Raw genomic sequence first — 12,327 nt, 5'->3', positions numbered from 1 at the left:
CCGCCGAAAGACAAAGTGGTACCTCTTGTGCAGATGACAGCCGTAGTTCAGACTTTCATGAATTCATCAATTCGATCCGGTCCTTTATGAGTTGGCTGGCATCGCTCGGGTGGATTCAGACTGTTCCCGGTGACAACGGCGTCACCGGGAACAATTGGGTCCCGGCTTCCAGGAGGGTTCTATGACAGGCATGTTCGAACTGTTTACCGATTCCGACGCTTCCTACCGATTTCGACTGACTGCCCCCGACGGGACTGTCATTGCCCTCTCGAGGCACTTCCCGGACCTGCCATCGGCGGTGGAGGGGATCGCCGCAGTACGGGAGTACGCCGGCATGGGGTTGGTGACCGAAATTGAGGCACCGCAGGGTGACGCCCTGCTGCGCCAGTCAAGGGCAGAGAACATTCCGGTGGGGGCCAGCACGCAGAACCGTCGAGCCCACGAGGCGCACGCTCATGAGACGCACCCACAGGCGAGATCTGGCCGTGACGGAGCGTCCGGATCCCGGGTCCGGCCGCCGCGCCTCCGCATCCCGTCCGCCGCGCGCTTCCTGGGCGGAAGGGCCGTCGCCCGGAACCGACAGTTGATCGTACGGTGGCGGCAGACGCTGGAACCGCGAACCGCTCAGGCCGGGCTCAGCTCGTGCTGACCGTCGTCGGGTGCCATGTTAGCCGCCCGGCGCGCTTTCGGGCCGGGCGTGGCGGGGCGCCTGCCGGCAAGCCGGGCAGGCAGGCGTGGCCATGACGCAGTTGAAGGCGTTGCAGGCCTACTCCAGTGCACTGATCGCCGAGGACTGTCTCGCTGGAACCTTTCGCTACGATGTGATCTCCGGGGATCTGGAGTGGTCAGAGCAGATCTACCAGATCCACGGCTATCACCGGGGCGAGGTGGTGCCCACCGTGGGCGTCCTGATGTCGCACCTGCATCCTGAGGACCGGAGGCGGTGCAGGGAAATCTTTGAGGGCGTGTGCCATGGCGGAGGTTTTTTTGCTAACTATCACCGTCTCTTCGACGCGCGCCGGCGGGAACGCCGCGTCCTGACAGCGGGGGAGGGCGTGCCGGATGGTGACGGGAAACTGCTGTTCATCGACGGCTTCATGCTCGATCTCACCAGGACAGTGCAGTTGGAAGGCGACCGGTCCGCCCGCGAGGCCATTGCCGGGGCCATCGGCACACGAGGCCTCATTGAACAGGCCAAGGGCATCCTGATGGGAATTCTTCACATCGGGTCCGACGCCGCCTTCGAACGGCTTTCCGTCTACAGTCAGCACCACAACATCAAGCTAGCCCACACGGCCTCGGCAATCGTCCGGCTGGCCAATAACACGCACGAATCCGCCACCCTCCGCAGCTTCGTCCATGCACTGGACAGCCGCTTCTCTGCGCGCTGTGGTGAGGACCGGGCTCTTCATCCCTAGGGGACCTAAGGCGCCGAGCGGGTCCTTGGCCGGCCGGCCTGCATAGAGCCTGCCGAGTGCCCACGGCGGAATCCAGCGGAGACTACTAGCACACTCCGAGGCAGACCGGTCTGTACGCCCCGGCCCGGTGTAAAGTTTTTTTATCATGACTGTCGACGATGCCGCGGGCCCTACGCTGTTGCCCCCCACAGCCATGGCTGGACGCGATGAGCCGGTGGATCGTATTCTCGCCACCTCCTACGAGTTGTTCTCCAGCCGCGGCATCCGCGGAGTTGGGATCAATGAGCTGATCAGCAGTTCAGGGGTCTCCAAAGCAACCTTCTACCGGCACTTTCCGTCGAAGGACGCCTTGGTGCTGGCCTTTCTGGAACTCCGCGACCAAGTGTGGACCGTAGAGCTCATCGTGGCCGAGGCCAGGCGGAGGGGCAACACCCCCGAGGAACAGCTGCTCGCCGTTTTCGACGTCTTCGGGGACTGGTTCCAGCGTGACGATTTCGAGGCGTGCTCGTTCATCAACGTCCTGCTGGAGATGGGGCCCGGGCACCCGCTGGGGAAGGCAAGCATCGATTACCTCAGCCGCATCCGGGGCCACATCCAGGCCCTGGCCGAGGAAGCCGGGCTGGACCGCCCCGAGGAATTTGCGCGGTCCTGGCACATCCTGATGAAGGGCTCCATCATCTCGGCCACCGAAGGGGACACGCTGGCGTCCAAGCGCGCCCAGCAGATGGCGCGCTGGCTCATCGAACACCACCGGGGCTTATAGCCGCTTTACCGGGTGAGTGTTCCGCGTTCGGTCGCGGCTCCTCCCTGACCCTGCGCAACGCCGCAGCTTCCTAAACGCAAACCGATACCTCTAACGGCCCGGGCGCGCCGTCGTTGCCATAGCGCCGTGCCCCCGGCGCCGGCGCCGACCCACAGACCTACCGCACTCCCATCACCTGACCCTCTGACCGCTTTGCACTTGCAGAATACGTTAGTGGCCACTAACGTATTCTTTGTGTTGGATGCCTTGGAGATTGCTGCGGAGCCGAACCGGCGACGCCTGCTGCATCTTCTCGCGAGCCGCGAGCAGGCGGTCGGGGAACTGGCCGCCCACTTCACGGTGAGCCGCTCCGCAGTATCCCAGCACCTGCTGCTACTGGAGCAGGCCGGCCTGGTGTCTGCCCGCAAAGACGGGCGGAACAGGTATTACCGGCTCGACCCGAGGGGAATGGGCCGGCTCCGTGAACTTGTTGAGCAGTTCTGGACCTACGAACTGGATCTGCTGGCATCAGATGCGGCCGCACTTGCCGCACAGCGTCACGGGCCTCCGCAACATCACACGACCAATTCAGATACTTCGCCTCAAGACAAAGGACCACTCTCATGACGTTCGATAAGACCATTCACCTGCCCGTCGGCGCCGACGAGGCCTTTGCACTCATCACCGAGCCGGAACGTCTGCGCCGCTGGCAGACGGTGGCGGCCCGGGTTGACCTTCGGATTGGCGGCGAATACCGCTGGACCGTCACTCCGGGCCACCACGCCGCCGGCACTTTCCAGGAGATCGAGCCGGGCAAGCGCATCGTCTTCACCTGGGGCTGGGAATCTGGAATGGACCTGGCGCCGGGCGCTTCCACCGTGTCGATCACGCTGGAGCCCGACTCCGAAGGCACCACGCTCCGTTTGGTCCACGATGGCCTCACCACCGAACAGGCCGCAGCACATGCCGAGGGCTGGAACCACTACCTGGACCGCCTCATCGCCGAAACTTCCTCCCCGGCCGGCGCCGGTCCTGACGAGTGGTCAGCAGCCCCGGACTCGATCGATCACATCAGCTCTGCCGAGGCATCGCTTGCCGTACTCCTTGGCGTGCTGCGAAAGCTCACTCCGGAAGACCGGGAGAAGGCCACCCCCTGCGAAGACTTCACGGCACACGAGCTGCTGGAGCACCTGGCCGGTTCGCTGAAGCATGTCGGCGGCGCCCTCGGCGCTGACGTGACAGACGACGCCGGGGCAGGCCCGGAGGTGCGCATCGCCGGACTCGCGCAGGCCACCCTGGAGGCATTCAGCCGCCGCGGTGTCGAAGGCACCATCGACATGGGCTTCGCCGAACTGCCCGCCACCGTCGTCGCCGGAATCATCAACCTCGAGCTGCTCGTCCACGCCTGGGACTTCGCGAAGGCCACAGGCCAGGAACTTGTCGTCTCCGACGTCGTCACGGATCACGTCGAGGCCCTGGCCCTGGTGACCATCTCGGACCAGGTCCGCGCCAGCGGCAGCTTTGCCGCGGCCCAGCCGGTCGCGGAGACCGCGAGCAGCCTGGAGCGCCTGATCGCGTTCACCGGCAGGACCGTCACCGTCTGAAATTTTTCCAACCCGATATCCGTCAAAGACACCCCAGGAAAGCAGGAACAATATGTCCAAGTTCGTCTTTATCTACCACGCCCCCATGACCCCCGCCGAGGCCGCGCCGCCCGCACCGGAGGACATGGCAGCCGTCATGGAACAGTGGAACGCGTGGGCCGGTAAGGTCGGCAGCGGCCTGATCGACTTCGGAACGCCCCTGACCAACGGGGTCCGCGTCTCCGCCGGCGGAGCCACGGCACCGAGCCAGCGCGAGGTCGCCGGATACAGCATCATCGAGGCCGAAAACCTTGAGGCAGCCGTGGAACTCGCCAAGCAGCACCCGCACCTGAACATGCCGGGCGGCTGCGAAATCGAGGTTCACGAGGCCCAGCAGATCCCCGGAATGTAGCAGCGGCTCGACCCGATGCTCAAGGCGTGTTCGCCGCTGCTCCAAGGCAGCGGCGAACACGCTTTTGTGCGTCCTGGCTGTTCCGTCCGGCCGGCCTGGGGCCGAACCGGCAGCACCGCGCCGGGAACGCAACATTCGGCCATATCCTTGAGGATTCTTTCGTCCCGTGCCGTGCCGTGCACGGCGGCGGCGCGGCGCCGGCCCCGTCACGCGCGAGGCGGCCCCGCGACTCCGCTCGGCCTGAAGGACTTCGTTCACATGACGCAGGGAAGCGTGCAATGGTGTACGTTGGCTTCCCGTCAGAACTAAACATAGGAATGAGAGTTACCCCCGTGGCAACCGATTACGACGAAGTCCGATCCGACGTCAAGGAGTCGCAGGATATTTCCCTGCAGGCGCTGCAATCCGCGAACGCCCCGGATGCCCGCAGCGTTGTCCGTGAGCTGGATGAGACGGACGCTTTCGATGATGCGATCAGCCCGGGCGGGGAATTCGTCGCCGAGGAGCTCGTCGTACAGGTCATCCCGCAGGCGCAGGACGAATTCACCTGCTACTCCTGTTTCCTGGTCCGGCACCGGTCCCAAATGGCACGCGAAAAGAACGGCCACGCCTACTGCGTCGACTGTGAAGGGTAGGACGATGGCCCCTTGTGGGTGCGGCACCGGGGCGATTCTCCGGGCCGTTCCGGATCAGCGGATCGGCATCGGCCACGGCAGGTCCAGCTAGTCCATGCTCCGACTGAAACGCCTGGCAGTCCTCGGCCTGTTCGCATTTTGCGTCATCACCGGATTTTTGTTTTGGGCACTCCGGTTCTCCGGCGCGGAGACCCGCGCGGCTTTGCCCCCACCGCCCCGGGCGGCGGCGAAACTCGAAACGCTGTCCTCCGGCATCACCTCCGCCGTTAACATTACCCGGAGCGCGGACGCCCAGTGGCTCATGCATGCCGCCGCGCAAACGGACATTCCTGCACGCGCGCTCCGGGCCTATGTGGCTGCGGCCGGTGCGGCCAACGAATCCGCTCCGGCGTGCGGGATCGGCTGGAATACGGTGGCGGCGGTCGGCTTCGTCGAATCCGGCCATGGAACCTACGGCGGCGGAAGCCTGACCAATGCCGGGCAGGCGGGCAGGCCAATTGTCGGTCCGAGCCTCGACGGCGACGGCTTCGCCGCGATCCATGATACGGACGCCGGCGCCCTGGACGGCGACGCCCGGTGGGACCACGCCGTCGGACCCATGCAGTTCATTCCCTCGACCTGGCAGTTGGCAGGGCGGGACGGGAACGGTGACGGGAAAGCGGACCCGTTCAATATCGACGACGCCGCGCTAAGTGCCGCCTCGTACCTGTGCGCCCACGGCGGTGACCTTACGACCGCCACGGGCTGGACGGACGCCATCTACTCCTACAACCAGTCTGATTCCTACGTGGACCACGTTCGCGACCGGGCCGCCGCCTACGCCGCGCAGTCGGGCACTGCCGGATAGCACCACGGTGCGGTCAGGAAATCTGCAGTCCTCCGTTGATGTCATACGTCGCGGCCGTGATGAAGCCGGCGTCCTCGCCCATCAGGAACACCAGCAGCGCGGCGATGTCGCGCACGGTTCCCACCCGGCCCACCAGGATGTCAGCTGACATTGCGGCCTTGCGCTCTTCCGTCAGTGTTCCGCCCATGATGTCAGTGTCCACGGGACCTGGAGCCACACAGTTGACCGTGATTCCGTGCTGGCCCATTTCCCGGGCCAGAGCCCTGGTGAAGCCGATGATGGCTGCCTTCGAAGCACTGTAGGCCACCTTGGAGTAGGTGCCGCCTCCACGCTGGGCGGAGATGGACGAGACGCTCACGATCCTGCCCAGCTTCCGCTCGATCATTCCCCTAAGCACCCGCTGCGTAACTAAGAACGTGCCAGTCATGTTGATCCTGAACACCCGCTCCCAGGCCTCGAGGGTCTCGTCCATGAACTCCGTGGGTGAGCTGATGCCGGCCAGGTTGGCCAGGCCAATGATCGGCGGCAGCGTTGATTCGACCTCGTCGATGGCAGCGTTGACGGCTGCCGGATCGGACACGTCCGCGCCCACCCCGACCGCCTGAACGCCATAGATGTCGGTGATTTCCGCCGCCGCCTTCCGCGCCGCGTCGCCGTCGATATCCAGAATCGCAACCGCCCAGCCTCCGCTGGCGAGCAATTCCGCCGTCGCCCGTCCGATGCCGCGGGGAGAGGCGGCGCCAGTAAGCACCGCCGACCGCCCGGACGGAAACGCTCCTTGCTGAGTCATGTCCCTCAGCCCCTCGTCGCCTGATGGTCAATTCTTGGTGTCGAAGTCGTCGGAAGCTACAGCTTCCTCAGCGACCGTGGACGGCGTACCCGGCCTCACATGTCCCTCCGGGCGCTTGCGTGCGTAGAGATAGGTGGCGACGGCCGTGATGCCGAGGCAGGCCGACAGGAACACAAGGCCGGAACGGTTGTCTCCCGTGGCGTCATTGAACAGCCCCACGGCGTAGGGAGCCACGAACCCGCCCAGATTACCGAGCGAATTCACCATAGCCAGCCCGGCTGCTGCCGCAGCGCCGACCAGGGCCGTCGAGGGCATGGCCAGGAACGGAGCAATAGCGGAGTAAATACCCATGGCCGCGAGCGTCAGGGCCACCAGAGCCAGGATCGCGTTCACCTCGACCAGGTAGCCGGCAGCCAAGAGGCCAATAGCCGCCATGACCATGCTGACGGTCGCATGAAGGACCCGGTTACCTGTACGGTCCGAGCGCTTGCCCCAGAAGTACACGAAAACCGCCGCAATCGTGTAGGGAATGGCAACGATGAAACCGACCTGCGAGGTGCTGAAGTCGCCCAGTGCGGCAACGATCGTCGGCATCCACAGCCCGAGGCCGTAGATACCGCAGACCAGCCCGAAGTACAGCGCTGAGTAGGCAATGGTCCGCGGGTCCTTGAGGCCGGCCAGGAAGTGATGCGACCGGCCCTTCTGGTGCCGGGCAAGCTCGTCGTCCATGGTCCTAGTCAGCCATTCGCGCTCGTCGTCAGCCAGCCAATGCGCCTGGCTGGGGCGGTCGGTCATCAGGAACGGGGTCAGAATGCCGAGAATAATAGCGGGGACGCCCTCAATGATGTAAAGCCACTGCCAGCCCTGCAGGCCCCAGATGCCGTCCATCTGCAGCAGCAGGCCCGACACCGGTGCGCCGAGGGCGTTGGAGACGGGCTGCGCCAGGATGAAGATGCCCAGCACCGTGACGCGCTGGGCAGACGGGAACCAGAGCGTCAAGTAGAACAAGATGGCCGGGAAAAACCCTGCCTCGGCCGCACCCAGCAGGAACCGGACGATGTAAAAGCTGGTCGCGCCGTTCACCAGGCACATCGCCGTGGCGAAAATGCCCCATGAGATAAGGATCCGGGCGATCCATTTGCGGGCGCCGAACCTGTACATGCCGGCGTTGCTCGGGATTTCCAACAGCGCGTAGCCGAGGAAGAAGATGCCTGCGCCGAGGCCATAGGCCGATGCGCTCAGGCCAATGTCCTCGCTCATGGTCAGCTTCGCGAAGCCGACATTGTTCCGGTCCAGATATGCAATGAAGTAGAGCAGGACGACCAGCGGCATGATGCGGCGGCGTGCCCTGCGCAGAGTGCGCTGGCCCAGCTCGTCGAGATGGTTAGCGGGATTCATGGAAGTCATGGTGCACCTCGATGTCTGAAACGAGCCCGCCGGGTTCCTCAGCGGAACAATTCCTGTGTACCACTCTGTGACGCAGTAGTCACCAGACTGAGTACTCCCAACGTAGGCCCTGTTCCGGTAGGCGATCAGTTCCGGGGTGCGCTCGGCCGGCCCTGTGCAACCTGGCTCTTTCCGAGGGCGTAGCGGTCGGTCTTGGGTAGGACCTGGCGGCGGAGGTAGTCCTGGTTGCGGGCGGTGACGGACAGGCCGTCGCCGCCGTAGTGTTCGGTGCAGAGGATGCCCTGGAAGCCCACGGACAGGGCCACCTTGAACGCCTCGCGGTAGTTAATGAGGCCGCTTTCCATCGGGGCCGGCATCGCGACGTAGGTGTCCCGGGCCACGTCCTCGTCGCGGATGTAGTTCTTCATGTGCAAGTAGTTGGAGTAGGGGTCAGCGTCGGTAAAGCCGGTGTCCTTGACCTCGGTGAAGACCTCGGCCCAGACGGCGGCATCGGCGTCGTTGACGTGGTTGCCCTGCGCGTCGGTTCCCGGGAACTGCAGGAGGGCGGCGGTGATGGGCCAGTTCTCAGCGGTGTAAACCATTGTGTTCACTCCTTCGAGAATCCCAGCTGCCTATAGGAACTGCGCAGGACAGGATGATGTCAACGGCGCACTGACTGTCGTGGGCACAGTCAAAAACCTATCGGGAGTGCACCACCGGAATGTCCGCGGTTGATCATTTGCCGCCGGTGCTCTCCGTTGTAAGTTCGGCAGCGGGCGTCTTTGCGAAGTCGCTCGTCCCCAGCTTGTAAGCGTGCTGTTCGAGGATAAGTGCCTGCTCGTTGATTTTCTTCAAGCCAGCGTCGGACAGCTGTTCCGCCTTCACCAGGTTCAAGGTTTCCTGGTCCGCGCCGCCCACGGCCTTCACCTGAACCAGCCCCGTGCCGGCCGAATGGAACTTCCGCTGGTGGCCATCGGCCGGTTCCAGCGGGTTGTGTTCATCAATCACCAGAACGTCCTCGTAGCACGCGGTGGGAACACACACTCGCTGATTCTCCTTAAGAACGGCCCCGCAGTCCAGGAAACCCACTGCCGGCGCGTGCGCCTGCGGATAGGCCGGCGTGCCAATCCGCGGCTCGGCTGGCATCGCGATACCTGCCTCGGCTCCGGCTATGCCGCTGATAAAAGCCTTCGACGCGCCAATGAATTTGCCGCCTTCGAACTCCTCCGGATACTCACCGAAGAGCCAGACCGCTCCACTGTTCGACTGGGCAAACATGGCCAATTCGGATTCCACCAGCTCACCGTCAGAGATGTCTTGGTCCCACATCACCCGGGTTTTGACGCCGTTGATGACTTTGGTCAGCCCGGTAACGGAGTGGACAACCGTGCGCTTGGTGGAACCTTCGGCGTTCGTGACTGTTCCCGTCGTCGTGTACTGCATGCCCGGCGTCAACGGGAACCACTTGTTGTCGATGTTCGGTGATTCGGGGAAGGCGGTCGGGTCGAAGGTAATGGCCGTCCCTGGTCCGCAGAGTGCGGGGCCTGTCGGAGTCGGGGACGAAGTCGCCGACGCTGCCGTCGGCGAGGTTGAGTCGGTGGTCCCTGGGGACGTGAACGGCGCAGGAGCCGCGTTCTGCCCGGAACACGACACGACTGTGGAGGCTGCGACAAACAGAATGAGAGCGGAACCCAGCAGTGTTCGACGCTCGTGTGGCTGGAACATTTCGGTGGCCTTCGCTGTCGGAATTCCATGGCTTCCAGCGGCCTGTCTACGCCACCATCCCCCGACTGGAGGTGCGTTCAGGCTCAAGCTGACGGACTGCGCTCAAGAAGCGGGACAAAGTTGCCCGAAAGGCGCGGATTAGGTCTCTCGGTGCGATCCACCGAGGGAAGATTGCCCCCTCTCCATCGCTTGAGACCACTGCCGATTCCGAACTTGCTTAGCAGGAATGATGGCCCTGATCCGGCTATTTGAGAAGGGCCCAGCAGCCTGACCAGTAATGAAATTCTTGCCGCCAGCGAAAGCGGCGGGTCAACAAGGCCGGCCCGAGGGCCGGCCTTGCGGGGCCGAGCGCCAGCCCCGACCGGCATGATCCTGCGCCCAAACGCTGAAGGGCCCGGCCCGGTCAGGGCAGCCGGACGGGCTTCAACTCGTCGAAACGGTCGCCGGGTCCCGGCTTCTCCGGACGGTGTGGGGCTCGCTGCCGGCACCCTGCGGACGCTTGCCGCGCGGCAGGGCGCGCGGCTCGACGTCAAGACCGCGGAGCAGCCGGGGAAGATCCTGCACGAGGTGCGCCGCGGCGAACTGCGGTTTCCCGAGGGCAGCGATTACGAGGGGCTGGCCCTGCCGCCGGTTTACTTCGGCACCGTCGATGCCACGCTGCTGTGGGTTTCCCTGCTCCACGACGCCTGGAAATGGGGCATGCCCGCCGCTGAAGTCGAAGGCCTGCTCGGTAACCTGGACCGGGCGCTCGAGTGGCTCAAGGACTGGGCGGACGCCGACGGTGACGGGTTCCTGGAGTACATCGATGAGACCGGCCACGGTCTGGCCAACCAGGGCTGGAAGGACTCCGGCGACTCCATCCGGTGGAACGACGGCTCACTGGCCACCGGACCCATCGCTCTGGCCGAGGTGCAGGGCTATGCCTATGAGGCCGCCGTCAACGCCGCCGATCTGCTCGACGCCTTCGGCCGTCCGGGCGGCGCCGAATGGAGGGACTATGCCGAAGGCTTGGCCGGCAAATTCCGGGCATCCTTCTGGTGAGCCGACCACCTCGGCCCGTACCCGGCCATTGCGCTGGATGTGGACAAGCGCGCCGTGGACGGCGTGGCCAGCAACATGGGCCACCTGCTCGGCACGGGAATCCTCAACGCCGAGGAGACCGCCGTGGTGGTGCAGCGCCTGATGCACCCGTCCATATTCTCGGGCTTCGGGATCCGCACCCTGGACACGGGCAACGCGGGGTACTGGCCGTTGCGGTACCACGCAGGAGCCGTCTGGTCCCACGACACTGCAGTGATCCTGCAGGGCATGGCCAAGGCGGGCCACCCGGGCGAGGCCGCGCAGCTTGCGACAGCACTCCTGGACGCGGCCGAGGGTTTCGACTACCGCTTGTCGGAACTCTTCTCCGGCGATACCGCGGAGGAGGGCGGCCCGCTGCCGTACCCGGCGTCGTGCCGTCCGCAAGCTTGGGCAGCGGCGTCGGCAGTTCCCATGGTGCTGGCCACGCTGGGTCTGACGCCGCAGGGAGGCGGAGCCTTGCCGGCAAGCTCCGCCACCAGTCCGACGCCGTTCGGCGCCTTGCGCGTGGACGGCCTCCAGGCGGCCGGGGCGGGGTTCAGCGTGGCCGTTGAAGCAAGCGGCCAGGTGACAGTGCTTCCAGCCTGACTGGATCTCAGGGATATTCGGGTATCGCGCCCGGGTTCTATCCCTCCGGCCCGGTCGGTAGGCCGGCGTGTGCCGGGGTTGGCTGGGGAAGCTTGAGTTTCGACGTCGCGATGGCGCTGTCCATGACTACGCGGGTCAGGACACCAAGGTCAAATTGGTCCTTTGCCATCGCGAACAGGTTCTGGACGGCAAGGCCATAGGCCACCGGCCACTGCTCCGGCCGGGGCGCAGCCTGCCGGACGGGTGCTTGCAGGGGTTCCCACATGGTCAGGTAGCTCCGAGGCGTGCCACCGGCATTCGTTCCCGGAGCGAAACGCGGCAGACCGAACTCCGCTCCGCCCAGGGTGCTCGCGCTGTGGTGGAACAGCTCGTTGAGGTCCGGCACCTGGGCGCCGTAGTGCTGGGCTGCCCCAGCCACCAGACTCCAGACGGAGTAGTTGGACTCGGCGAGCGGACGGTTGATGGCATCGCCAACGAAGTATTCGTCGCCGTTGGCGCCACCGACTGTCAGCAGTGACAATCCCCGATACTCTGCCTCGCCTGAGTGGAGCCCTTCCAGTGCTGCGATCTGGCACGCCCGCCCGGCCAGCGCACCAAGGGCGGTCGCCAAGGACTCGACATGGACGCCCCGCTCGTCGCGCATTACTCCGAGCAGCCGTTCCAAGATGATCCGGCCAGCCAGTTGCGCTCCCGGAATGGGATCGGATGCCGGGGATGGCGCTGCGCCGTCGCGGGGCGGGTCGTTTTTGCGGTTGGACCTACCGAACATGTTGTCCCCCAAGGTGATGTCGTGCCGGGCAGTTTCTAGTAGACGCCCGGCAAAGAACCGTGAATCGGGACAGCATATGCGCCCTGGAGGACATCTCCTAGGCCTTTGCGCACATCGCACGCCAACGGCGGCGGTTGAGGGCCCGGATCACTTCAACGCCTGGTTAGTTGGGGGAGTGGGGGAGCGCGGCTTCCGGGCCGCGGACGGCCAACTGTCTGCGCGCGGGCAATGGCTGCTCCGGGATACGGCTAAGGAAGTTTCCGCAGGTCCAGCGGCCATGGCCTTGGACCAGTTACCGGGCTGCCAGAAGCCGCGTGTTACTCCTTGGCAAGCGGGGAATACGGGCGCCCTGACG

General features: G+C 65.0%; 15 protein-coding genes. 10 read left to right on the top strand and 5 right to left on the bottom strand.

Annotation, left to right across the window (positions count from 1 at the left end; genetic code table 11):
- Positions 1-181 precede the first annotated feature (181 nt).
- The 8 genes from BLS42_RS10675 to BLS42_RS10640 all read left to right on the top strand — a co-directional run bounded on the left by BLS42_RS10675 (position 182) and on the right by BLS42_RS10640 (position 5,637).
- On the top strand, positions 182-649 hold the full coding sequence (locus BLS42_RS10675) for a YegP family protein (protein ID WP_090580694.1): 468 nt from the start codon (positions 182-184) through the stop codon (positions 647-649).
- 91 nt (positions 650-740) lie between these two features.
- Positions 741-1,418 (top strand): PAS and ANTAR domain-containing protein, encoded by a 678-nt coding sequence (locus tag BLS42_RS10670; protein WP_090580691.1) that lies wholly within the window; start codon positions 741-743, stop codon positions 1,416-1,418.
- Positions 1,419-1,563: 145 nt separating this feature from the next.
- A complete protein-coding gene (locus BLS42_RS10665) occupies positions 1,564-2,181 on the top strand; it encodes a TetR/AcrR family transcriptional regulator (protein WP_090580688.1) in 618 nt (205 codons plus the stop codon).
- A 213-nt stretch (positions 2,182-2,394) separates the two neighbouring features.
- On the top strand, positions 2,395-2,787 hold the full coding sequence (locus BLS42_RS10660; protein ID WP_256336399.1) for an ArsR/SmtB family transcription factor: 393 nt from the start codon (positions 2,395-2,397) through the stop codon (positions 2,785-2,787).
- On the top strand, positions 2,784-3,764 hold the full coding sequence (locus BLS42_RS10655) for a TIGR03086 family metal-binding protein (protein ID WP_090580686.1): 981 nt from the start codon (positions 2,784-2,786) through the stop codon (positions 3,762-3,764). Before BLS42_RS10660 ends, BLS42_RS10655 begins: the two co-directional genes overlap by 4 nt.
- Before the next feature lie 52 nt (positions 3,765-3,816).
- The gene (locus BLS42_RS10650) at positions 3,817-4,155 is read left to right on the top strand and encodes a YciI family protein (RefSeq protein WP_090580684.1); all 339 of its coding nucleotides are present in this window, start codon (positions 3,817-3,819) and stop codon (positions 4,153-4,155) included.
- 332 nt (positions 4,156-4,487) lie between these two features.
- Entirely contained in the window at positions 4,488-4,790 is a 303-nt protein-coding gene (locus BLS42_RS10645) for a DUF4193 domain-containing protein (RefSeq protein WP_090580681.1), read from the top strand.
- Between the two features lie 94 nt (positions 4,791-4,884).
- Complete coding sequence (locus BLS42_RS10640) at positions 4,885-5,637, top strand: lytic transglycosylase domain-containing protein (protein WP_090580677.1); 753 nt, start codon at positions 4,885-4,887, stop codon at positions 5,635-5,637.
- Positions 5,638-5,650: 13 nt separating this feature from the next.
- On the opposite strand, the gene BLS42_RS10635 is transcribed toward BLS42_RS10640, so the two are convergent.
- The 4 genes from BLS42_RS10635 to BLS42_RS10620 form a co-directional block, all read right to left on the bottom strand.
- Positions 5,651-6,427 carry an SDR family NAD(P)-dependent oxidoreductase gene (locus BLS42_RS10635; protein WP_090580674.1) on the bottom strand — a complete coding sequence of 259 codons (777 nt, stop codon included), beginning with the start codon at positions 6,425-6,427 and terminating at the stop codon, positions 5,651-5,653.
- Between the two features lie 27 nt (positions 6,428-6,454).
- Positions 6,455-7,834, bottom strand: a complete 1,380-nt coding sequence (locus BLS42_RS10630) for an MFS transporter (RefSeq protein WP_090580671.1) — start codon at positions 7,832-7,834, stop codon at positions 6,455-6,457.
- 125 nt (positions 7,835-7,959) lie between these two features.
- Positions 7,960-8,415, bottom strand: coding sequence for a hypothetical protein (locus BLS42_RS10625; protein ID WP_090580667.1), 456 nt, complete (start codon positions 8,413-8,415; stop codon positions 7,960-7,962).
- Between the two features lie 133 nt (positions 8,416-8,548).
- Entirely contained in the window at positions 8,549-9,268 is a 720-nt protein-coding gene (locus BLS42_RS10620) for a hypothetical protein (protein ID WP_256336398.1), read from the bottom strand.
- A 738-nt stretch (positions 9,269-10,006) separates the two neighbouring features.
- Here BLS42_RS10620 and BLS42_RS10615 point away from each other — a divergent pair.
- Entirely contained in the window at positions 10,007-10,579 is a 573-nt protein-coding gene (locus BLS42_RS10615; protein ID WP_090580664.1) for an amylo-alpha-1,6-glucosidase, read from the top strand.
- A gap of 39 nt (positions 10,580-10,618) precedes the next feature.
- A complete protein-coding gene (locus BLS42_RS10610; RefSeq protein ID WP_090580663.1) occupies positions 10,619-11,203 on the top strand; it encodes an amylo-alpha-1,6-glucosidase in 585 nt (194 codons plus the stop codon).
- Between the two features lie 37 nt (positions 11,204-11,240).
- Here BLS42_RS10610 and BLS42_RS10605 read toward each other — a convergent pair whose 3' ends face one another.
- A complete protein-coding gene (locus tag BLS42_RS10605; protein WP_090580660.1) occupies positions 11,241-11,972 on the bottom strand; it encodes a hypothetical protein in 732 nt (243 codons plus the stop codon).
- Positions 11,973-12,327: the final 355 nt, after the last annotated feature.

The organism is Arthrobacter sp. ov407, from assembly GCF_900102895.1.
Taxonomy (GTDB): Bacteria; Actinomycetota; Actinomycetes; order Actinomycetales; family Micrococcaceae; genus Arthrobacter.
This window is presented reverse-complemented; position numbering and strand designations above follow the sequence as displayed.